At 66.4% G+C, this 22,089-nt stretch carries 22 protein-coding genes; 9 read left to right on the top strand and 13 right to left on the bottom strand.

Annotated elements, in window-relative coordinates:
* Positions 1-12 precede the first annotated feature (12 nt).
* From Q1A98_RS18430 to Q1A98_RS18420, 3 genes are read left to right on the top strand one after another with little or no spacing between them, the layout of a single operon-like run.
* Complete coding sequence (locus Q1A98_RS18430; RefSeq protein ID WP_299576132.1) at positions 13-1,170, top strand: glycosyltransferase family 4 protein; 1,158 nt, start codon at positions 13-15, stop codon at positions 1,168-1,170.
* Positions 1,055-2,665, top strand: coding sequence for a lipopolysaccharide biosynthesis protein (locus Q1A98_RS18425; RefSeq protein WP_299576551.1), 1,611 nt, complete (start codon positions 1,055-1,057; stop codon positions 2,663-2,665). The genes Q1A98_RS18430 and Q1A98_RS18425 overlap by 116 nt, the downstream gene beginning before the upstream one ends.
* Before the next feature lie 44 nt (positions 2,666-2,709).
* On the top strand, positions 2,710-3,819 hold the full coding sequence (locus tag Q1A98_RS18420) for a nucleotidyltransferase family protein (protein WP_299576130.1): 1,110 nt from the start codon (positions 2,710-2,712) through the stop codon (positions 3,817-3,819).
* 15 nt (positions 3,820-3,834) lie between these two features.
* Here Q1A98_RS18420 and Q1A98_RS18415 read toward each other — a convergent pair whose 3' ends face one another.
* The 9 genes from Q1A98_RS18415 to Q1A98_RS18380 all read right to left on the bottom strand — a co-directional run bounded on the left by Q1A98_RS18415 (position 3,835) and on the right by Q1A98_RS18380 (position 12,310).
* Positions 3,835-5,928 (bottom strand): cellulase family glycosylhydrolase, encoded by a 2,094-nt coding sequence (locus tag Q1A98_RS18415; protein ID WP_299576128.1) that lies wholly within the window; start codon positions 5,926-5,928, stop codon positions 3,835-3,837.
* 99 nt (positions 5,929-6,027) lie between these two features.
* Entirely contained in the window at positions 6,028-7,830 is a 1,803-nt protein-coding gene (locus Q1A98_RS18410; protein WP_299576126.1) for an ABC transporter ATP-binding protein, read from the bottom strand.
* A gap of 191 nt (positions 7,831-8,021) precedes the next feature.
* Complete coding sequence (locus Q1A98_RS18405) at positions 8,022-8,159, bottom strand: hypothetical protein (protein WP_299576124.1); 138 nt, start codon at positions 8,157-8,159, stop codon at positions 8,022-8,024.
* 118 nt (positions 8,160-8,277) lie between these two features.
* Positions 8,278-9,450, bottom strand: a complete 1,173-nt coding sequence (locus Q1A98_RS18400) for an asparagine synthase-related protein (protein WP_299576122.1) — start codon at positions 9,448-9,450, stop codon at positions 8,278-8,280.
* Positions 9,447-9,920, bottom strand: coding sequence for a lasso peptide biosynthesis B2 protein (locus tag Q1A98_RS22390; protein ID WP_366943478.1), 474 nt, complete (start codon positions 9,918-9,920; stop codon positions 9,447-9,449). The genes Q1A98_RS18400 and Q1A98_RS22390 overlap by 4 nt, the downstream gene beginning before the upstream one ends.
* Positions 9,836-10,564, bottom strand: coding sequence for a hypothetical protein (locus Q1A98_RS18395; protein ID WP_299576121.1), 729 nt, complete (start codon positions 10,562-10,564; stop codon positions 9,836-9,838). The genes Q1A98_RS22390 and Q1A98_RS18395 overlap by 85 nt, the downstream gene beginning before the upstream one ends.
* A gap of 148 nt (positions 10,565-10,712) precedes the next feature.
* Positions 10,713-10,994, bottom strand: a complete 282-nt coding sequence (locus Q1A98_RS18390; RefSeq protein WP_299576119.1) for a PqqD family protein — start codon at positions 10,992-10,994, stop codon at positions 10,713-10,715.
* A gap of 186 nt (positions 10,995-11,180) precedes the next feature.
* Positions 11,181-11,720, bottom strand: a complete 540-nt coding sequence (locus Q1A98_RS18385; protein ID WP_299576117.1) for a YdcF family protein — start codon at positions 11,718-11,720, stop codon at positions 11,181-11,183.
* Positions 11,721-11,767: 47 nt separating this feature from the next.
* Entirely contained in the window at positions 11,768-12,310 is a 543-nt protein-coding gene (locus Q1A98_RS18380) for a YdcF family protein (RefSeq protein ID WP_299576115.1), read from the bottom strand.
* Between the two features lie 127 nt (positions 12,311-12,437).
* On the opposite strand from Q1A98_RS18380, the gene Q1A98_RS18375 reads away from it, so the two are divergent.
* Positions 12,438-12,701 (top strand): LuxR C-terminal-related transcriptional regulator, encoded by a 264-nt coding sequence (locus tag Q1A98_RS18375; protein WP_299576113.1) that lies wholly within the window; start codon positions 12,438-12,440, stop codon positions 12,699-12,701.
* Positions 12,702-12,734: 33 nt separating this feature from the next.
* Here Q1A98_RS18375 and Q1A98_RS18370 read toward each other — a convergent pair whose 3' ends face one another.
* On the bottom strand, positions 12,735-13,670 hold the full coding sequence (locus Q1A98_RS18370; RefSeq protein ID WP_299576111.1) for a 1,4-dihydroxy-2-naphthoyl-CoA synthase: 936 nt from the start codon (positions 13,668-13,670) through the stop codon (positions 12,735-12,737).
* A gap of 60 nt (positions 13,671-13,730) precedes the next feature.
* Between Q1A98_RS18370 and Q1A98_RS18365 the strand changes: the two genes are divergently transcribed.
* Both Q1A98_RS18365 and Q1A98_RS18360 read left to right on the top strand, forming a co-directional pair.
* Positions 13,731-14,372 carry a PaaI family thioesterase gene (locus Q1A98_RS18365; protein ID WP_299576109.1) on the top strand — a complete coding sequence of 214 codons (642 nt, stop codon included), beginning with the start codon at positions 13,731-13,733 and terminating at the stop codon, positions 14,370-14,372.
* 322 nt (positions 14,373-14,694) lie between these two features.
* Positions 14,695-16,143 (top strand): sugar transferase, encoded by a 1,449-nt coding sequence (locus Q1A98_RS18360; protein WP_366943477.1) that lies wholly within the window; start codon positions 14,695-14,697, stop codon positions 16,141-16,143.
* On the opposite strand, the gene Q1A98_RS18355 is transcribed toward Q1A98_RS18360, so the two are convergent.
* Genes Q1A98_RS18355 through Q1A98_RS18345 form a run of 3 tightly spaced genes read right to left on the bottom strand, consistent with a single transcriptional unit; the run spans position 16,137 to position 19,104 of the window.
* Positions 16,137-16,658, bottom strand: coding sequence for a low molecular weight phosphotyrosine protein phosphatase (locus tag Q1A98_RS18355; RefSeq protein ID WP_299576105.1), 522 nt, complete (start codon positions 16,656-16,658; stop codon positions 16,137-16,139). The two genes, Q1A98_RS18360 and Q1A98_RS18355, sit on opposite strands and share 7 nt — an antisense overlap.
* 5 nt (positions 16,659-16,663) lie before the next feature.
* A complete protein-coding gene (locus tag Q1A98_RS18350; RefSeq protein WP_299576103.1) occupies positions 16,664-17,932 on the bottom strand; it encodes a saccharopine dehydrogenase NADP-binding domain-containing protein in 1,269 nt (422 codons plus the stop codon).
* Between the two features lie 41 nt (positions 17,933-17,973).
* Complete coding sequence (locus Q1A98_RS18345; RefSeq protein ID WP_299576100.1) at positions 17,974-19,104, bottom strand: AbrB family transcriptional regulator; 1,131 nt, start codon at positions 19,102-19,104, stop codon at positions 17,974-17,976.
* Positions 19,105-19,190: 86 nt separating this feature from the next.
* Between Q1A98_RS18345 and Q1A98_RS18340 the strand changes: the two genes are divergently transcribed.
* The 3 genes from Q1A98_RS18340 to Q1A98_RS18330 all read left to right on the top strand — a co-directional run bounded on the left by Q1A98_RS18340 (position 19,191) and on the right by Q1A98_RS18330 (position 22,085).
* Complete coding sequence (locus Q1A98_RS18340) at positions 19,191-19,688, top strand: MarR family transcriptional regulator (protein ID WP_299576098.1); 498 nt, start codon at positions 19,191-19,193, stop codon at positions 19,686-19,688.
* Positions 19,688-21,331, top strand: coding sequence for a 2-succinyl-5-enolpyruvyl-6-hydroxy-3-cyclohexene-1-carboxylic-acid synthase (gene menD, locus Q1A98_RS18335; protein ID WP_299576096.1), 1,644 nt, complete (start codon positions 19,688-19,690; stop codon positions 21,329-21,331). The genes Q1A98_RS18340 and menD overlap by 1 nt, the downstream gene beginning before the upstream one ends.
* 208 nt (positions 21,332-21,539) lie before the next feature.
* Positions 21,540-22,085 (top strand): DUF3592 domain-containing protein, encoded by a 546-nt coding sequence (locus Q1A98_RS18330; protein WP_299576095.1) that lies wholly within the window; start codon positions 21,540-21,542, stop codon positions 22,083-22,085.
* Positions 22,086-22,089: the final 4 nt, after the last annotated feature.

The following is a 22,089-nucleotide window of genomic DNA, read 5'->3' as shown; positions in this document are numbered from 1 at the left end:
ATGGAGTTTGGTGTGTCTGCAGTCTTCGGTGTCGCTTTCACGGGAGATGCTGAGGATCGAACTGCGCGATCGGGCACACCGTACGGCGTTCTCAGCGGGTTGCGGTCCCTCGGCGTCGAGGCTTTTGCTTTGAAGGCGACGATGCCGACGAACGTCGACCGCGCGCTCGCTGCACTGGATGGCATCACCCACCTGGCGCAGAGACGAGAGTGGCCCTCTCAGGGGAAGTTCAAAGCGGCCTATCAGGGAGCCCACCTCGGCCGGGCAACGTCGATCACGCGCAGTCTCGCAGCGCGTGCGCGGACCGTTCGCCGCGATGTGACCGGCGTGATTGCTCTGGGAAGCGGTTACACCGTGGGCATTGATGTTCCCTACGTGATCTACGACGACATGACCGTCAAGCAGGCAATTGATCTCGGGTATCCGGCGTGGAGGGCCATGCGCGAAACCGATCGCCAATATCGTCTTCGGCAACAGGTTTCCGTCTACTCCAGGGCCGTGAAGTGCTGCATGACCACGCAATGGGCCGCGGATTCCGTCGTATCCGACTACGGAATCCCTGAGTCGAAAGTGGTGGTCGTCGGTGCTGGTACACATGAAGAGCGAAGGAACAAGGCGCGCGACTGGTCGACACCGCGTTTTCTCTTTGTCGGCAAGGATTGGCAGCGCAAGAACGGTCCGCGGGTTGTCAGAGCCTTCGGGTCAGTTCGTGACCGCTTCCCCGACGCGACGCTCGACGTCGTAGGAGGGCACCCAGTGCTCGACGAGCCGGGTGTCCGCACCCATGGAATGCTCTCGCGCGACGACGCCGGGGACCGTGCCACGCTTGCCGGGCTGTACGAAAAAGCCACGTGCTTCGTGATGCCGTCGATCCACGAACCAGGTGGTGTGGTCCTTGTGGAGGCAGCGGCTTCTGGAGTCGGGTGCATCGCCGGGTCTCGCGGCGGATCCAGGGATTTCGTGGGGGATGGGGGACTTGTCGTCGACCCCTTCGATGACGCGCAGATCGTGGCCTCCATGGAGCGATTCGCGGATCCTGAATTCGCTGCTTCCCATGGCTCTGCGGCGTTCACGCGGTCCGCTCATTTCACGTGGCCGCGCGTTGCCGAGAGGCTGCTCCACGCTCTTGTGGAGGACGGGGGAGTCACCCGGTCGACGGCTTCGAGATGAGGGCGCATTGACCGCAGCCCTCGGTCGCACCGCCACTCGGGGCGTCGTCGTCACCCTGGCATCGCGGTGGGGCAACACCGTGACGATGTTGTTGTCCTCGGTGTTGCTGGCCCGCCTCCTCTCGCCGGAGGACTTCGGCATCGTGGCGATGGTCACCGCGATCAGCGGATTCGTGGTTCTCTTCCAAGATCTGGGGTTGACCTCGGCTGCGGTGCGGGCCAGGGAGCTCACGCGTCCGCAACAGACCAGCTTGTTCGGGCTGAACGTCCTCCTCGGGTTGACGCTCGCACTCACGATGTTGTTGATCGCTCCGCTGCTCGCCGCCTTCTACAACCGACCAGAGGTGGCGGATGTCGCCCGGGCGTTGTCGGTCACCTTCGTGATCACCTCCCTCGGCGGTCAGGCCCGGGCTGATCTCCTCCGCGACCTCCGTTTCGGCGTCCTCGGAATCACGCAGGTCCTGGGAGGGATCCTCCAGCTCGGTGTGACCCTGGGATGCGCTCTGGCCGGTCTCAACTACTGGTCGTTGGTGATCGGCAGCATCGTGGTGAGCGTCTGGTGGGCGTCGTCCCTGGTCGTCGCCTCACGCTTCAGACCGACGCGACCTGCCCCGTTCTCCGAGGTGTCCGAGCTGATGGTGCAGGGTGCACAGATCACGTTCATCCAGGCGACGACGTTCTTCTCCCGCAGCCTGGACGTGATTGCGATCGGCCGATTCCACGGTGCCTCCGAAACCGGTCTCTACAACCGCGCTTCGCAGGTCGTCAGCCTGGTCGAGCAGCAGCTCATCGCCGCGGTGAATGCGGTTGCTCTTCCGGTGCTGTCTCGGTTGCAGGACGACGAGACCGCCTTTCGGTCGGCGCTCAGAAGAGGCGTCTCGGCGATGGGCCACGTCCTGTCTCCCATGTTCACCATCCTCAGCCTGCTTGCGGTGCCGGCAGTTCAGCTCGTCTACGGCGCGCAATGGAGTGCCGCAGGGCACCTGCTCGTCGTGCTCGCGCTCGCAGGGACTGTTCGCGGGCTGTTCGGACTGGTGGAATTGGCAGCAACTGCGTTGAATCAGATGAAGAGGCAGATCGTCGCCGCGCTCACCACTCAGGTCGCGACCGGTGTCGCCGTGTTCATCGCGTCGGCGCACAGTGTCTACGCGGTCGCGGTCACCTACGTCGTCAGCATATTCGGCTCGGTACTCCTGAGCGTCTGGTGGATCTCGCGCGGCAGCTTCATCAGGATGAGTGATGTGGTCAGTTCTTTCGGTCCGACCCTGGTGGTATGGGGTGTCGCCTACGCGGTGGCGCAATTCGTCTCCAGCACAGTGGTATCAGCGAGTCCGTGGGCCAGTGCCGGTATCGCCGTCGTCGTCGAGCTGGCGGTGGCTGCGGTCCTGCTGCTGAGTATTCGTCGGCTGCGACGTGAGCTCTTTGATTTGGTGGCCATGGTCGCGGTCGCGGTCCGACGGGGGACCTCAGAGGCAGAGGACCGGAATCGGGCGTGAATGGCTGTGGAGAACGAACGCCGCAGTCCGCCGCTGAGGTCACGGTGCTCCGCCAAGCCTTGCGATCGATTGCTCATGATCGGAAGCCCGCGGACGGCGTCGATGACGCAGCAGCCCTTGCCGACCTGCTGCTTCTCTACAGGTTTGCGCAGCGCGATGTGGGTTCGAGGAGGTCGGTTCAGACCTCACGTGAAGTCGGCGAGGCCCAGCTCCGTGTGGTGGAGAGACGTCAGATCTTGTTTGCCGTGAAGCGCGCACTCAACGATGCCGATGTGCGGTGGATGGTGGTGAAGGGACCCGTCATCGCCGCACGTTTCTATCCCGCCGAGTGGACTCGGCAGTACAACGACATCGACATCGTCGTCCATCCTGACGACGTCGGCGGCGCCATCGATGCGCTGTGCGACGCGGGCGCGAAGATGCTCGATCGGAACTGGGGGATGATCGCGCGCAAGCGACAGGGAGAGGTGTCGCTTGTCTACGGGTCGACGCTCCTCGATCTCCATTGGCATTTCTATTCGTCACCCTCGATCCGCCGTCGCTGTGGCGTAAACATGCGTGCGGTGCTGAACCGCCGCCGAGAGACGAACCTCTCGGGCCTCACCGTCCCGATCATGGACGATCTCGATGGGCTGATATTCCTGGCGACCCACGCCGTCCTCTCGGGTGGGCACAGAGCCAAATGGATGCTGGATTTCGCTTTCGCGTTCCGGACGCTGAATCCACCGCTGGCGGAGCTTTTCGTGAGGGCGCGCGAGCATGATGCCGCGCTTCAACTGGCAGTGATGATTCAGCGTGTCGAGGATTCGCTCGGAGTCGCGATCGGCAATCCCCAGCGGTTCCTGAGCCGCCCCGAGAACCTGTGGATGTGCCTCTGCGCCACCACCGGCCGGTATGCCCCCGTGGAGAGTTCGCTCTCCGGCCGGGTCACCGGGCGTGCCGTGTTCAGTGCGACGCGTGATTCGCTGACGACCAGCGTCCTTGCAATGGTCGAGAACCTGATCGACGCGGGAGAGGGGCGCCTTCGTGGTCGATCCGAGGCTGACGTCGACCGCACCGTCCTCCACAGCCCCGGTGGGACCGAGGAAGATCGTGAAGAGTGGCTTCGGGTAGCAAGTGCGGAGGGCGGCGGCGTGACCCGGTGGTCCCGCTGAGCGTGCGTGCCAGGTTCAGTGGGTGGCGTCCCACAACCCGTTTCCTGTGTCCGGCATCGGACTGGTGTCGGACCGGCCGGTGACCGACGACCAGAGCGTTCTGTCGGCTGTGATGGGCATTCCGCTCAGTGTCGATGCATGCCATGGGAAGAATCCGATGCCCTGTTCGCGCAAGACGCCAGTTGTCTGACCGCCCACCGTGCCCTTCTCGTACAGGGCCACCCGAACGCACGCCGAATCTGCGGTGCGCGCGTACGCCTCGACGCCGAGCTCTCCGACAAGTAGGGGTAGACCTGCCGCTTTACAGCGTTGGATGTAGTCCCTCAGCCGCGTCGCCAGCTGGTCGTCGGTGATCATCCCACCCGGTCCCCAGTTCACCGTCCACCGAGCGTAGAAGTGGATCGAGAAGACGATCGGCCCGTAACCTGCTGCGGGGCCGAAATCGTCCATGAGGGCCGGTCCGTTGGAGAGGACGAATGAGAGGGCGGGGTCGACAGGTCCTGAACCCATCGTCGTGTTCGTGGGGATGTCATTGGCGAACGCCGCTGCATCAAGGACTACCACGGAGGTTGGAGCTATCGCTCTAATGCGCGCGAGCATTCGTCGATACTGAGCCTCGAGTGCCGAACGGTCGGTCCCGGGTTCGTTCACCAGGTTGAACCAGGCTCGTGGGTTGGTGCGGTACCGATCCGCGACGGCCACCCACCAATCGGTGATCGCCTCCTCGGCGGAGCGTCCGGTCGGGTCGCCGGCGCTCCCGGCAACAGTCGGTAGGTTCTGGCCTGCTCCGCCGCCGAGGTGAGAGTGCTGATCGATCATCACCACGATCCCGGCGGCGGTGTAACCGGAGACGATCGCATCGACTTGGTTGTTCGTGAAGTAGAGGTAGCCGCCGGACAGTGCACCGCCGTCGCGCATGCCGCAGTTGAGTCGCAGTGCCGACCACATCCACGCGTCGCGCGCAGCGGCCTGCATCCCTGTCGTCCTCTCGGACCAGATGAAGTCCGACCCGTTCACGTTCGCGCCATGCGGGATGAACGTGGAACCCGAGGGGTCGAGAATCGTCCCGTCGGTGCCCACACGGAACGGCGTTGTCGGGGTCTCAGATGCTCGCGTGCCCGATCCTGAAGGCGTCACCCGCACGCCATTCGACAGTGGGGAGCTGTACCCCCATGTCGACACGGCAACAGCGGTGATGGTCTTCGGGTTGCCTGCGGTCATCCCGCTGATCTCTGCCGGAGACGTCCGCACCTGCCCCAAGAACTTGCCGGAGGAGAACACATTCCATCCGGCCACACCCGCGGCGCCGGGCTGACTGACGCTGATTCGGATTCCTCGGTTGAGCGCGGTGACCGTGATGGTCGGCGCCGCGGGACTCGAGCGATCAGTCGGTACAACGCGCGTGTAGGGCAGGACGACTACCGAATTCTGTGGCGTGATGGTCTGTGGACCGCCACGACCCTCGAGTCTGAGCCGAGTGGGTTGAGTCGTGCTCAGGCCGGTCACCAGTGCGCTGGTTTCCCCACCATCGACGGTGACGAGTTCCCGTCCGCTGTCCGCGTCCACGACGACGAAGGAGCTCGGAGCTGTCGTGGGTTTCGGCCACCTCAATTGGGCTCCGCCGAAGGTGTTCTCGGCCGACAGCCATTGCAGTCGAGAAGTCGATGCGGAGTCTGCTGCAGCTACCGAACGAAGAAGCTGCGCGGTGGACTCGGATTCGACGCCGGTGCTCGTGTCGACGCTGGTGAGCCGGACCGATATCGGTCGCGAGATGGTCAAACCCGTGAGTGTGCGCAACGCACCGGCTGTCGTGGCGACCAGCGCGTCGTCGACGTAGATGCGAGTGGACAGATTTCCGCTTTGCGCGACCCCGGGGAACCAGTACAGCGTGAGAGACCCTGCCGCAGCGCATTTCTGCGTGACCTGCGAAGGCGGGAGGCACGCGGTGAAGTCCGAGAGCAAGGAGAGCGCCGGCCCCGCGGTCGGCGCGCTGCGAGCGGGCCCGATCCCGCGGATGCCAGCGAGCGCGGTCGCCGCTGCTGCGCCGAGGACGCCGACGAGGAATGTCCGCCGTGAAGTTCCTGCCGATCGATCGGCATTGCGTCGCATTAGGGGACTCCTGTTCATCCCCCCGGAGAACGAATTTTCACGAGTAAATCACGGCACCGGATGAAGTGCTCAATCCACAAGAAAGTCAACGATTGGAAATTACTGCGACATGTAATTCATCGACTGCAAGCGGAACAACTCGGAGTAGCGTCCGCCGGTCTGCATCAGCTCGTCATGCGTCCCACTCTCCACGACACGCCCCTCGTGGAGCACATAGATCCGGTCGGCGAGTCGCACGTTGGCGAATCGATGGGAAATGATGAGCGCGGCTCGGCCGTCCAGTGTCGCTTTGACGTCTTCGAACAGTTCGCTTTCCGCGCGAGGGTCGAGGGCGGCGCTCGGCTCGTCGAGAACCACAAGCGCGCTGTCTTTGTACAACGCACGTGCCAAGGCGAGCCGCTGCCATTGCCCGCCGGACAGGTCGACGCCGGTGTCGATGTCGCGACCCAGGACCGTGTCGAACCCGTCCGAGAGACCCTCCGCCGTGCGGAGGAAGTTTGCGCGTCGCGCCGCGGCTCGGATTGGCCAGTCGTCCGTTTTCGACCAGCCGGACACAGCAATGTTGTCTCGGACCGAGAGGTTGAACCGTCCGAAATCCTGGAAGAGTGTCGCTACGGACGCCCGCATGTCATCGGGCTCGATGGGGGCTCCGTTCCACAGGACATCCCCTGAATCAGGCCGAAAGAGTCCGCCGACGATGCTTGCGAGGGTGGACTTTCCGGAACCGTTTTCTCCCACCAGTGCGACGATCTCGCCCGCGCCGATGTCGATTGAGACACCGTCAAGCGCGGGACCCTCATTCTGTGGGTAAGTGAAGCTGATGTCCCGCAAAGCCATTCCGCCGCTCAACTCGGTCGGTGCGCCTGTCCGCAATGGGTCTGCCGGTGTGACCACGAACTCGCGTAGCTGGGTCAGGAACGGTGCCGCCTCGATGAGGCCGCTGTAGGCAGCGTAGAGAGACGACAGCTGACCACCGAGCATCCGTGCCGCCACCGCGGCCGCCCCGGCGGAGGCGAGGGTGATCGACCCGTTGTCAACCATTATCGCGATTGCGATCAGTGCGGCGAGTAGGGCGACGGTCGTACCCACGATCTGGAAGAAGGCGAGCCACGACCGCCGTCGCACGTGGACGAGAAGCATGTCGAGGAAGCTTGCGTCAAGGCGGTCGTGGATGTGCATGAAGTGGTCGGCGGCGTCGTATGCGCGTACCTCGGCGGCGAATTCCCGCTCGGACAGGACGCGTCGGAGGCGTTCGCGTCCGATATACGTTGCTGTAGCAGTTTTCTGAAAAGCGAACTCGTGTCGGCTCGCCAGCCGGGAGACGACGATCGCCGGAATTGCGCCCAGTGCAAGGATCGGTATCAAAATCGGAGCTATCGTCGCAACTGCTGCTACGAGAAGGGCGGTCGACAAGACGGACCCGACGAGTGAGAACAGGGATCGTGTCATGGGAAGCGGTTGCATCAGCCCGCCGCGCTCGACCTGTGCATAGCGCGTGATGAAGCCGCGTTCCTCGAACCGGATCAGCGGAACCCGAGCGACGACTGCAAGAACTTCTCGCCAGACTCGTTGGCTGACTGCCTCGGCCAGTCGCCGCTCCTGCTGGGTTCGGATTGCTGCGAGCCCTGAGATCAGGGAAGCCGATGCCGCGAGGATCACGATCGGCCAGAGAGACGATTTTCCCGCGGACAGAAGAGCTTCGGCGACGTATTTGACAGACACGACGAGCATTGCAGTCGCAACCGCACCCATCACCTGTCCCACGCCGATGACATAGGTGCCGCGGCGATCAGATTCCACGCACAGGCGTAGCGCATACCGGGAAGCGCTTGCCACCGATCCGACCGAACCAGCTCTCAGCCGGCTGCGGCCGGTCTCATTGCTCGTCTGCAAATTGGTCACCTGACGATGGCACGCGAACACAGCAACGGCCTGACCACGTTTGATGTGGTCAGGCCGTTGTGTAAGGGCTCAGGACGGAACGGCGACAACGCTACCGTTCTCAGTGAACGCGTCGCTGCCTCGGCCGACCTTGAGGGTCAATTCTTGCAGCGAACCCAAATCGATCACCGTCGGCCGGGTGTACGCGCCGATCAAGACGGGATGATGATGACGTTGCCGGCCAGTCGACCACCCATGCCGTCGATCTTGCGGCCTTCCTTGTTGATCTTGTCGAGGGTGAGGCCGGCCAGCGAGCCGAGCTCCGTCAGGGTGGGTGCGGTGTAAGGCATATGTTTGTCTCCTGGGTCTGTTGTAGGAATGCTGGAAGCGTACCCGCTCATCAACCTCAGCGCAGTACTCCGACTGAACTATAAAATGGCTGAATTTCCAACGATGCGGCATTGTTAGTCATCGTTGCGAATTGAGCCACGCACTTTGCAGCAGGGCAATAGATGAAATGGTGCGATCGACCGGCGGCAGGCGCCATTGCGCATGAAGAATTGTCGGATTGACGAAACGAAGATCTACCCCGGACCCATCCCAGTGAGCGATGAAGTTCTCCGCCTCCGGACCCCATGGTGTTGCGGTGAAGTCCGCCTTGGTCGTCCGGCGTGTGACCTCAATCGGCAGCAGGCCATCAGCTAGTTCTTCGAGAATCGACGACCGGGTGGGATAACCCTGAAACGGTCTCGAAGCTGCCAACGCCGCCAACGTCCGGCGCTCCCACAGCGGATGAAGCACATCGACGCCGTAGGGTGCCGCTAGCGCCGACAAAGAACGGGTCGTCAGGACCAGGTGCTTGCTACGAGCGAATCCTGATATACGTCTATCCCACCGGATCGACTGGCCGCCTTCGAGAGTCGCCAACTCGCGGCGGAGAGCGAGATCAGCCCGCCGGGTGAGCCACGGCGAGACGAAAAAGTAATCAGTCGGCTTCTTCGCTAGTGTTCGGACCCTCCGTGCAGCCGACGCCGCCACGGGCAGACGGGCGGCCAATCTCGTCCGCCATGGTGCAGTGCCCGTCGAAAGCGCACGCGCCGCCCACTGTGAGTTCGCCGCGTTGCCCAACTCGTCGCCGCCGCTGCCGGTGAGAAGGGTGCCGCCCGATGTCTCTCTGGCGAGGCGTACTACAGAACTCGCCGCGGCTGGGTACGTGACTCCGATCCGTTGCAAGGCTTCGATTCCGTCCGGGCCGAAGATCTCTTCGTCGCCAGCGTGCACCTCCATGATGATTCGCTCAGTCACCCCCAGGTGATCGAGAACAAGTTCCTGCCATTCTGATTCGTCGGCGCTTGGGAGGTCCGGCATGATTTTTGAGACCGGGATCGGCAAGGCGAGATCGGCCTCGCGCGCGACGTCCACTGCTATCGCGAGAATCGTCGATGAATCACGGCCCCCTGAGAATGCAACAAAGCACGGCCCATGCTCCAATGCCCCACGGATGACGGCGCGGACCGCGGTGCGAGGCGTCTCGGGACCGAACTCATCGAGTGCGATCGCCGGTGTTCCGGGGTCTGTGCCGATCACTGATCCGAGTGCGAGTTCGAGATCGGTCAGCGGCGAAGGAGGAACCGTGATCACACGGGGCCTTTCAAACGCGAAGGGACTCGGTGGATCTCTCGGTAGACAGCAGTGACCTTAGGGTCGTCGGTACTGAGCCATGCGTGGGCGGTGAAGCCGTCGGACGCGTCGACGCCGATCACGACCTCCACTGGTCGGTCGTGGGCTCGCCACCATTCCTGTCGGATCAGTGCGCTTTCCAGGCATGTCGCCCGCGTCCGGCGCAGGACGGCTTCCATCCCGCGCGACGCCGCCGACGGCAGTCGATGCGGGGCGGATGGGCATCGCGTGCGAACACCATCACGCTTGAGTCGCCGCTGGACGATCGGGTAGGTGACCGCCGTCCATACGGCGGCAGCGATGTTCGCGGGACCGAAACGACGTGCCTTCGTCTCTCGAACGGGATTCAATGCGTCGCTCCCGCTTGCGCGGTCACGGAAGTCGCGATCTCGCTCATCAACTCGCCCATCGCCACATCGATCCGCGCCCACGATTGTGGGCGGGCAAAGTGAATCAGCCGCTTGGCGAGCACGCCCATCCACGCGACGGGGTGTTGCTGTCGGACGAAAATTGCCCTGTGTGGACTTATGACTGCGGCGCGATCAGCCACAGCCGCGTCGTCGATCCATATCTCTGAACTCCAACGAGGGACGATCCATCCACCCAGGGGATACGCCGGCTCGCACATGTCGGTCCGTACCCGCCAGCGGCGCCGTCGTCCCACCACGCCGATATCGATTCCCAGGCCGAAATGCTTTGCGGCGCCGGCTCGAAGATCGAGGCAGCGCGGCCCAGCCAACACCTGCGCGCCGTCCGTGACGACGATGTCGTCGGTGATGACGGGCAGGCCGTTCTTGACGCACCAGCCGACAAGCGAACTCTTGCCGGCGCCGCGATCACCGAGAACGCCCCACGCTCGTCCGTCCGGAGCGACGAACGCCCCGCCATGCAGGGCGACGCGCCCCGACCAGTCGGCGGTCACGATCGCCGTCGACGCCAGCAGCGGATGCGCCATCGCATGGTCGCCGCGTTGCGCGTTGACGATGGTCGTCGAGCGCGTCCGACGGTCGATCTCGGAATGTCCTCGGGGAAGATGAGGAATCAGGGCGGTCTCTTCATCGACGTGGGCGGTCACCTGGCCTCGTTCGGGATCATCAATGCGAACGACAGACCACTGCGGCCAGGTAGCCGGGACGTCGGCGACGAGGTCGTCCTCGCAGACGTCGGGCAAACGGAGTCCATATGCCCCGAACGTCATCTTTCGTTCTCACTCATCTGAGGCGTCACCCCGCGTCTGCGGCGGAGCCGGAACCCAGCCGCACCAGTCCCCGCTCGGCGAGGTGGTTGAGCAATGCCGCCACGTCAGCGCGCGCGGTCTCGACTGGGATCTCCCACTTGTCGGCCAACGAGGTCGCGAGTGCTTCCTCGTCTGAGCCCTCCGTGATGAGCGGCCAGATCGACGCGGCCGAGTCGTTGATGGAGTAGTACTGCGACCCGGCCAGGTCGAGGATCACATAGCCCGTGTCCGACTCCGTCCACGTGATGTCGAGACCGTCGACCGACACCGTTCGTGACACCTGATTCCCCTCGATCACTCTCGCGCCCCGACCGGTGTCCCCGTCACACCTGCGGCTTCGTTCGCGACGAAGAAGCGCACAACGGATCAAGAGTGCTGTGCATCACGCACTCGCGCAAGCCGAACGTGCAGTCCACCGTGAAATCGTCCGGTCGGACGACGCGGGCTCGGACGCTCAGCAGCCTCCCTGCAGCCACGCTCGCACAAAGCCCGCGGTCTGGTAGGCGTACATCCAGGCCCTATATGGCACGGACAGGTGCGTCCGGAAGTCGAGCATGGTGACCTGTCCTGAGAAACAGCGGCCGACGATGTAGCCCGCGCGCACCACGTGGGGGGTGTTCGTCACTACGAGAATCGACTTCCAGCCGCGACGTGCCGCCTCCTGACGGACAGACCGCGCTTCGCCGCGCGTGGTTCGTGGCGAGGGGTCGAAACAGATCACCTCCACGCCGTGTGGCTTGTCGCAGACCGATCGGATGTAGGCGGTCGGGCTGTTGTAGGGGTTCGACACAAAGACAGTCGGCGCGAAGCCCTGCTGAGCGAGGGACAATGCGTAGTACTCGCGTCCGTCCTGAAGGCCTCCGAGAACAACTATTGCGTCGGCCTTGTGGGGCTTTCCCGCCGTGGCGGGGTACACGTACAGAGGAAGGCCGGCGAGGGCGAGGAAGACGACGACCACAACTGAGACGAGAACGGTCCGTCGCAACACGCGCATGGGCTCAACCCAACCACCCAGCGTGGGGACACGCCGGTCGTGATGGCTCAGCAACCGACCTGCAAGAAGGCCCGCACGAAACCTGCTGTCTGGTAGAGGTACATCCACGCCCAGTAGGTGATCGAGAGCCTCTCCCGATAATCGACCATGACGAGATCGCCTGTGAAGCAACGGCTCACGATGTAGTCGCTCCGAGCGATGTGCGGGCTGAATGTGACCACCATCGCCGAGTTCCAGCCATTCATCTTAGCCTCGTCGCGAAGGAAGCGAGCCTCCCCTCGCGTCGTGCGCGGCTGTGGGTCGAAACAGATGACGCGGACTCGATGCGGAACATCGCAGACCGCCTCCATATAGGGATCGGGACGCGTGTACGGGTCAGAGACGAGGACCGTCCTGGCGAATCCCTGTTCGGCGAGTCGGATCGCGAACTGCTCCCGCCCGTCCTGCCGGCCGCCGAGGACCATGATGACGTCGACGGATCGTGGGCTTTGTGCAGCTGCGGGGAAGACGTACAGCGGCAGACCGCCGAGAACAGCCAGCATCAGCATCACGAGGCCGCCCGCCAGAGCCCGTCCGATGGTGCGCGCCACGACATGAGACTAGGCACTCGGCGGCAATCGGCCGTGCCTCGGCGTACGTTCGGCGCACTTCTGCGGATCAGGGTTCAATGTTGGTGCCGAGAGGGGCGACGCACGAGGTTCACCGGGGGTCAGCACAGTGACAGGAGTTCACGACACCACTTCGCAGCGCTACGCGGATGCGCGACTGAGTGGCCGCGAAATCGAGGTGCTGCGGGTATGGGCGATCGCGCCATCGAGGTGTGACGCCGCGCGTCGTCTCTCGGTCTCAGAAGCGACGGTGGCCACGCACGTGTCGCGTATCCGGGCGAAGTACGCCTCTGTGGGCCGACCGGCCACCTCTACCTGCCAGCTCCTCGCTCGCGCGTTGCAGGACGGCCTCGCCGACCTTCGAGACCTCTGACGTCGGTTTCGTGCGCGGTCCGGCGACGCACCGTCAGTAGTAGTACGGGAACGCGGTCCAGTCTGGGTCGCGCTTCTCGAGGAAAGCGTCGCGGCCTTCGACGGCCTCGTCGGTCATGTAGGCCAGGCGGGTGGCCTCGCCGGCGAAGACCTGCTGGCCCATCAGCCCGTCGTCGGTGAGGTTGAAGGCGAACTTCAGCATGCGCTGGGCGGTGGGGGATTTGCCGTTGATGGCCCGCGCCCACTCGACGGCGGTGTTCTCCAGGTCGGCGTGGTCGGCGACCTCGTTGACCGCGCCCATCCGCTGCATGGTCTCGGCGTCGTAGCTGCGGCCGAGGAAGAAGATCTCGCGGGCGAACTTCTGGCCGACCTGCTTGGCGAGGTAGGCGCTGCCGTAGCCGGCGTCGAACGAGCCCACGTCGGCGTCGGTCTGCTTGAACCGCGCGTGCTGGCGCGAGGCGATGGTCAGGTCGCAGACGACGTGCAGCGAGTGCCCACCGCCGGCGGCCCAGCCTCCGACCACCGCGATGACGACCTTCGGCATGGTCCGGATGAGCCGCTGGACCTCGAGGATGTGCAACCGCCCGCCCTCGGCGGCCACGCGTGCGGAGTCGACGGAGTCCGCAGTCTCGCCGCCGGCGTACTGATACCCCGACCGCCCGCGGATCCGCTGGTCACCACCGCTGCAGAACGCCCAGCCGCCGTCGCGCGGACTCGGTCCGTTCCCGGTGAGCAGCACCGTCCCGACATCCGGTGTCCGGCGGGCGTGGTCGAGGGTGCGGTACAACTCGTCGACGGTGTGCGGGCGGAAGGCGTTGCGCACCTCCGGACGGTCGAACGCGATCCGCACGATCCCGTTCTCGCGACCGTCGCCGGTGTGTCGGTGATAGGTGAGGTCGGTGAGGTCGTCGAACCCCTCGACGGTCGCCCACTGCTCGGGCACGAACGGGGACTCGGTGGCGTCGCTCATCCTGCCGAGCCTAATGACGCGCCTATCGGGCCCCTGACGCGCTACCGATAGCGTGAGGCGATGAGTGACAGCGGTGCGACGACCACCCCCGACGAGTCCCATGAGGGCGGCTTCCGCAGCGACATGGCCATCAACACCGACCGCGGTGGCCCGCGGTACGGCGAGTTCATCGATTCCGTCCGCCTGTTCATGGACCGGGTGCGCGCGGCCGAACCGGGCGAGGAACTCGTCGACCGTGTCATCGCCACCCTCGCGGAGTTGAACGACGAACTGGGTGCCGTGGCGATCGACGAGTGGAACGCGCCGTCGGGCACACGGATCGACCTGCCGGCGCGCGGCAACCTGACCCTCCCGCCCTACGAGGTCGTCAAGGCCGACGAGAACGGCGTCGAGGCGATCGTGCGGTTCACCCGCTTCCACCTCGGCGGCAACAACGCCGCGCACGGCGGATACATCGGTCTCGCATTCGACGATCTCCTCGGAATGACCGGCGCACTCTCGTCGGGAAAAGTGACACGAACCGCATATTTGACGGTGAATTACCGATCGATCACGCCGCTTTATCGCGATCTCACCGTTCGTACCGGAATCGACCGTATCGACGGACGTAAAATCTTCGTCACGGCGACAATGCATGACGGTGACCGGCTGTGCGCCGAGGCCGACGGGCTGTTCGTCGCACTCAAGCCCGGGCAGCCCTAGCAGCGGTTTTCTTCATCCTCCGTACATCTTGCAGTCCAGCGGACGACGTCCGCCCGAGACTCGCTGTCCCCCCAACGGATGGCTTCCCGCACACCTGTTGCAGCGATGGTTGTCAGCCGTTACCGTCATCCTGTCAGGCTTCGGGCAGGAAGCCGTGAACTGAGCGAAGCGCAACGCAGCGCGGCATTAACGACTTTAGCGGCATTAATTTTCGCTAGAGTTCGCGTTATTGGTAACGCCCGCGGTGCCGGGCGGGGGGGAACACATGACCGCGGAAACGGAATCGCGGACCAGGTCGGTCGGTCGTCTCTCCCCACGCCGGGTGGTTCGCCCGCGGACCCGGGAGCGGTTGTCCACCTGGGCGGATCTCTACCGCCGCAGACTCCTCTTCACCGACGCCGTCGTCGTCGTGGTGGCGGTCGTAGCTGCAGAGCTCGCGCGGTTCGGCACGGAGTTGATGATCCCCGTCGCGCGCCTTGAGATCCCGGCGGTCTTCGTCGCGGCGGCGATCGCCGGCTTGTGGTTCGTGCTTCTGAACATCATGCGGGTGGCGGATCTGCGCATCATCGGGGCAGGGCCCACCGAGTTCAGCCGCGTGGTCAGTGCCAGCGTCACTCTGTTCGGTCTCCTGGCTATCGTCGACTTGCTCTTCAAGCTGAACATCGCGCGAGGTTTCATCGCGCTGGCTCTGCCACTGGGCACGTTCGGACTGCTGCTGTCGCACTTCCTCTGGCGCGTCAACCTCAAGGCTGCCCGGCGTCGCCGCGCCTGCCTCGACCACGTACTCGTCATCGGCGGCGAGCGGTCCGCGCGTCAGCTGATCGCCCACCTGAATCGCAACCCCGAGTTGGGCTTCGAGGTCGTCGGTGTGTGCCTCCCCAGTCCCGGGATGCGCACCGAGATCACCATCGGCAACCATCGTGTGCCGGTCCTCGGGGAGTTCGCCGATGCCGGCGACGCCGTGGTCGCATCACGGGCGACGACGGTCGCGGTCACCTCGGCCGAGGTCCTCGGCCACTCGGCGATGCGCGAATTGTCCTGGCAGCTCGAGGGTCTGCACGTCGACATGGTGGTCGACCCCGGTGTGATCGACGTCGCCGGTCCGCGCATGCTGGTGCGGCCTGTCGCCGGCCTACCCCTGCTGCACGTCGAGAAGCCGACCTACCAGGGCGCCAACCGCATCATGAAGGCCACTGTCGACCGGTGCGGCGCGCTCGGCGCGCTGCTGGTCGCCGCGCCCGTCCTCATCGCGTGCGCGATCGCGGTCAAACTCGACTCGCCCGGGCCGGTGTTCTACCGCGCCCAGCGGATCGGGCTGAACAACGAGCCGTTCTCCATGTGGAAGTTCCGGTCGATGTGTGTCGACGCCGACGCGAGACTGGCTGACCTGCAGGCGAAGAACGAGGGCGCCGGACTGCTGTTCAAGCTGCGCGACGATCCCCGCGTCACCCGCGTCGGGAAGTTCCTGCGCCGCTACAGCCTCGACGAGCTACCGCAGCTGTTCAACGTGCTCGGCGGGTCGATGAGCCTCGTCGGGCCGCGGCCGCCGCTGCCGTCGGAGGTCCAGCGCTACACCGGCCCCATCGCCCGCCGCATGCTGGTGCGTCCTGGTATCACCGGGCTGTGGCAGGTGTCCGGCCGCTCCGACCTGAACTGGGAGGAGTCGGTCCGGCTCGATCTCAGCTACGTCGAGAACTGGTCCATCGCACAGGATCTCGCGATCCTCTGGCGCACCGTGCGGACCGTGGTGTCGAGCCGCGGGGCCTACTGACGCCGGAGCCCGATCAGCCAGTCGGCGAGACGCTCGACGAGCGGGCCCAGTTCACTCGCGACGCGGTCGAAGTCCGCGCGCGGGCGACCCATCGGGTCGGCGATGTCGAGTTCAGGGCGGTTGCGGTCCCCGGGGAATCGGGTCGCCGCGAGATCAGCGGTCCCGGCCACGATCGCCTCGTCGAACTCCCGGGCCACAGCGATCCGCTTCCACCGCACCGGCGCCTTCGTGGTCGCCGCGTCGCGGTGCTCGCGGGACATGCCCAGCACGATGTCGGCGTCGGCCAGCATCGCCGGGGTGAGGTAGCGCGCCGCGAACCCGTCGGTCGCGATGCCGCGGTCGGCGAGGACCTCCGCGGTCAACGGGTGCACCGGGTGATCGACGAGGGCCGCCACGCCTGCGCTGCTGACCTGCGCCGCGTCGGGGTGGTCGCGAAGGCGGTGTCGTAGCAGGTATTCGGCCATCGGCGACCGGCAGATGTTGCCGGTGCAGACGAACAGGACGCGGGGCGTCACCGCGCTCAGGCCGCGGTGCCGGCGCCGACCGGTCCCGCGGTCAGCGTCATCCCGGCGTTGCGCAGGCGATCGACGAGCGCATCGCCCATCGCCGCGGCCGGGGTGAGCACGCCGGTGCGGTTCGGCAGCTCGTCCCGGTCGAGGGCGAGGGTCAGCGCGCTCTCGGCGAGCATCACCGCAGTCGCCTTGTAGCCGGGATCGCCCTTCGCCGACACCCGCGACGAGAACCGCTTGCCCGTGGTCGTCGTCGTGAACACGTCACACGTGAAATGGCCTGTCTCGCGAACCTTCTCGCTGGGACCGGAACCGGGGGAGGGGAGGATGCGGTCGAGGATCTTGCGCGTCGGCGTGAACGCCATCGCCGCGAGGAACGCGCCGAGCCCGCCGGCGACCGCACCTGCCGCGATGGTGGAGACGACCGGTAGGGACCCCACCGACATGACCTCCGAGTACCGGAACTTCTCGCCGTAGGCGTTGTCCAGCAACGCATTGCTGCGTCGGACGATGCGGGTGTTGTGCGACGCCATGACGAACGGCGCCAGCGTCCCCTTCAACGACGGGTCGACGCTCGACGCGGCGACCAGCTTCGTGTCGCTCGGCTCACCCGCGCGCCGCAGACGCGGCTCGCCGGGGCCGGTGGACAGCGCGTGCTTGTCCAGCAGGGTGCGCCGCGTCTCCGGGTCCTTGGCCTCCTGCGCGATGACGCGCATCGAGTCGATGGTGCCGCCGGAGACACCGCCCTTGAACGACTTCACGACGAGGGTGGTGTCCGTCAGCTCGCCCGCACCGGCTTCCTCGACAGCGCGGTGCAGGACGTAGACGCCCATGTCGGACGGGATGGAGTCGAAGCCGCAGGAGTGGACGATGCGGGAACCGTTCGACGCGGCCTGCTCACCGAACTTGTCGATCGACAGGCGCACGAACGGGACCTCGCCGGTCAGGTCGACGTAGTCGGAGCCGGCGTTCACCGTCGCGGCCAGGACCAGTTCGCCGTACTTGAGGTACGGGCCGACCGTCGTACACACGACGCGGGTGCGGGCGGCCATCGCGTCCAACGACGACGCGGAGTCGGCGTCGGCGACTATCAGCGGCCAGTCGTGGGCGGATTCCGGCAGAGTCCGGCGGACCGAGGCGAGTTTGGTCTCGCTGCGACCGGCGAGCGCGACCCGGGTTCCGGCGGGGGCGTTGCGGGCGAGGTAGTCGGCGGTCAGAGCGCCGACGAAGCCGGTGGCTCCGAACACGACGACGTCGAATTCCCGGGACGAATCGGTCATGGGCCGACCCTACTCGGGACGACCGTGCACCCGGGAGGGCCTCAGAGGTGGGCGGGCTCGCGGACGTCGCCCGTGCTGCGGGCCGCTCGTGTGGTCCGCCAGCGGTGGTACGCGCGGGCCGCGAACGGCGCGACGAACAGCATCATGAGCACTCGCACGATCTGTGACGCGAGCACGAAGGTGATGTTCGAACCGGACGCTGCCGCGGCCGCGAGCACCGCGTAGATGCCGCCCGGCGTCGTCGCGAGGTAGCTGTCGAACATGCTCTCGCCGGTCCAGACGCTCAGTGCCGCACCGAGTCCCGCGGATCCGACCCCGATCAGCAGGATCAGTGCGACCGCGTACGGGAGGATCTTCCCGATCGCCTTCATCGCCGACATGGTGAACCCGAGTCCGGCCTGCCACCCGATGACGGCGTACGCGACGGTGACCAGGATCGTCGGGACTGCGGCCGGTCCCGCCCATCCGGTGAGCTCGGCGACGACGGTCACGATCAGCGGACCGAGCAGTCCGGCCGCGGGCAGCCTGATGAGACGTCCGACAGTGAGCCCGATCCCGATGCCGACGGCCAGCAGCACCAGACCCCACGCCTGATCGGTGAGACCCGCGCCGGCCTTCGGTGACGATCCACCGGACGTGTGCGCGCCGAACACGAGCGTCGCGACGATCGGCATGGAGACGGTGACGAGTCCGACGCGCACGTACTGCACGACGGCGACCACGCGCTCGTCGCCGCCGAGTTCACGGGTGAGTGCGACGAGGCCCGACGCGCCGCCGGCGACGAGGGCGAGCGATCCGGTGAGGGAGTCGACGCGGCGGTTCAGGCCGAGCAGAGCGCCGCCGCCGACAGAGAGGACCAGCGTGCCCAGCGCGATCACCACGACGGGCAGCCACGAGTCGGCCAGCCCGCCGAGGACGTCGGGCTGGACCATGGTGCCGATGTAGACGCCCAGAACGCCCTGACCGGCGATGCCGCAGGCGCGCGGCATGGGCGGCTTGGCGGGGGAGTCGTCGTCGCGACCCGGACGGGCTGTCGGGGCCCAGCCGAGCAGCGCCAGGGCTGCTGCGACGACGAGTCCGGCGAACAGTGCCGCGGACGGGACGTCGAGCTGGTCCAAGCCGAGGGTGGCGACCGCCGTGACGGCGATCAGGACACCCCAGCGGATCAGCATGATGCCAAGACTACTCTTGGTATCTCCCCGATGTGCACCTGGTGGAGGCGGGTGATTCTCGCAGAATTGTCGTCTATCCTCTTGCCATGTCCGACTCCGACGCCACCCGCCTGCGCGAGGCCGTCATGGGCGTCGCCCGAGCGGCGCGCCTGCACCGGCCCGACCACGGGCTGACCCTGACGCAGGTCACCGTGCTCGGGTACCTCGACCGTCTCGGCACGACGACCGTCGCCGAGCTCGCCGACCGCATGCACGTCCGCGTGCAGTCGCTGACGGTGAGCATGAACAAGCTGACCGAGGCCGGACTGATCGAGCGGACCACCGATCCCGACGACCGTCGTCGCCAGCTCGTGTCCCTGACCAGCGACGGTGTGAACCTCCTCACCGAGGATCGGGCGCTGCGCGACGTGTGGCTGGCGCGTGCCGTCGACGAGCAGCTCGACGAGACCGAGCGTGGCCTGCTCATGCTGTGCGTTCCCCTGCTGGAGCGGCTCGCGTCGACCGAGGCGATCGGTGTGCCGAAGCACATGGGGGATTCGTCACGACGGACCGGCCCCCGGTCGGGGGTATCTACCCTGGACTGATGAACCCGTCCACGCTGCAAGCCCGCGTCATCGTCGACGAGATGGTGCGCGGCGGCGTGCGGGAGGCCGTTCTGTGTCCGGGGTCGCGGAACGCGCCGCTCGCCTTCGCCCTCCACGCTGCCGATCGTGCCGGGAAACTCCGTTTACACGTCCGGATCGACGAGCGGACCGCGGGCTTCCTCGCCCTGGGTCTCGCCGCGGCGTCGCGGAATCCCGTGCCGTTCGTGATGACCAGCGGGACCGCCGTCGCCAACGTCAGCCCCGCGGTGTTCGAGGCCAACTACGCCCGGGTGCCGCTCGTCGTGATCAGCGCGAACCGGCCCTACGAGCTGCTGGGATCGGGTGCGAACCAGACCATCGAGCAGTTCGGCATCTTCGGCACGCAGGTCCGCGCGGCCATCAGCCTGGGCCTCGCCGAGCAGGACCTCGACACCAACTCGCAGTGGCGGTCGGGGGTGTGCCGCGTGCTGGCCGCCGCCCGCGGGGCGCGCACCGGCAACGCCGGTCCGGTGCAGTTCGACATCCCGCTGCGGGAGCCGCTGGTGCCGGAGGCCGGCGTACGCCCCGACGACGACCTCGGCGCGTTCGCCGGTCGCGCCGATGGCGCCCCCTGGACCACGGCAGCCGTCGGGCGGCTCGACGTCCCGCTCGACATCGACCTCACCGAGGACACCGTCGTCGTGTCCGGGCACGGCGCGGGTGTGCGGCCGGAACTCGCCGGAATCCCGACCGTCGCCGAGCCCACCGCGCCGTCCCCCGAGACGCCGCTGCATCCGCTCGCGCTGTCGGTGCTGCGGCCCAAGCAGGCCATCATCTGCGGTCGGCCGACGCTGCACCGGCAGGTGTCACGGCTGCTCGCCGATCCCGAGGTACGCGTCTACGCGCTGACCACCGGGCCGCGGTGGCCCGACGTGTCCGGCAACGTCCTCGCGACCGGCACCCGCGCCGTCGTCGCGGGGACGCCGTCGGAGGAGTGGTTGAAGGCCTGCGACGACGCGCAGCAGCGGGCGGTCGCGTCCGTCGATGCCGAACTGGACCGCGAGGGTCTCGCGACCGGGCTGCACGTCGCGCGGACGGTGAGTGCGGCGATGCGACCCGGGGAGCAGCTGCTGGTGGGGGCGTCGAACCCGATCCGCGACGTCGCGCTGGCCGGGCGGGTGTCGTCGGAGGTGCGGGTGATGTCCAACCGTGGCGTCGCGGGCATCGACGGGACGATCTCGACGGCGATCGGCACCGCGCTGGCCCACGACGATCGCCGGACCGTCGCCTTCATGGGCGACCTGACGTTCCTGCACGACGCGTCGGGCCTGCTGATCGGGCCGGGCGAGCCGCGGCCGCGGGACCTGACGATCGTGGTCGCCAACGACGACGGCGGCGGGATCTTCGGGCTGCTCGAGCAGGGTGAGCGGCGGTTCACCGGCAAGGACTGGGACGGCGCGTTCGAGCGGGTCTTCGGCACCCCGCACCACGCCGACATCGGTCGTGTGTGCGCGGGCTTCGGCGTCGACCACCAACGCGTCGACCTCGCCGACCTGCCCGCCGCCCTCGGCGAGCCGGGCTCCGGCATCCGGGTGATCGAGGTCCCCACCGACCGCGACCGCCTCCGCGACGTCCACGCTGCCATCGCCTCCGGCATTCGGTAGTTTCCGCCCACTCGGTGGTGATTTTCGGCCCACTCGGCGGTGCTTTAGTGCCCGCTCGGCGGTGATTTTGTGCCCGCTCGGCGGGGTTGCCCGGGTGACCCCGCCGCCGAGTGGGCCAACATCCTCCGCCGACTGGGCAGTAGATCTCGCCGAGCGGGCAGAAAAGTCACTCCGAGCGTGCACAGGGTGCGCCGGTATCGTGTCGCGCATGCCGACTGCGCTGCGACGGACGCAGATCACGCTGCTCATCGTCGGCGCGATCGTCACCGTCATGATGTGCGTCGTCGTCGCCGGGTGTTACCGCGACGACGCCGCGATCGACGCACACAGGGGCACGGCCATCGCCGACGTGGTCACCGCCGGCGCCACCAAGTCGACCGTGCGGTTCTACACACCCGACGGCGAACTCCGCAGCCCCCGGCTCGGCGTCTTCTATCCGACCGACCTGACGGCCGGCCAACGGATCAGCGTCGAATACGACACCCGCAACCCGGACACTGTCCGCGTCGCCGGGCGCGACGCGAGCCTGTCGATCATCCCCGCGCTCTCGGTGGTCGGGTGGACCTGGGCGGTGCTGCTCGCCGCGATGGTCGGGATCGCGGAGTACGCGCGACGGCGTCGGCGCCGCGGCTCCGACGACGTCGACGACACCGGCGGGCAGACAGCGGGTGAACCGCGCACGGACAGTTCACCGTCCATTACGGGCGGGGTCACGTCGGAGAGCGATCCGGGTCAGGTGCACTCACCACACTGAGGCT

The organism is uncultured Williamsia sp. (assembly GCF_947494875.1).
GTDB lineage: Bacteria > Actinomycetota > Actinomycetes > Mycobacteriales > Mycobacteriaceae > Williamsia_A.
This window is presented reverse-complemented; position numbering and strand designations above follow the sequence as displayed.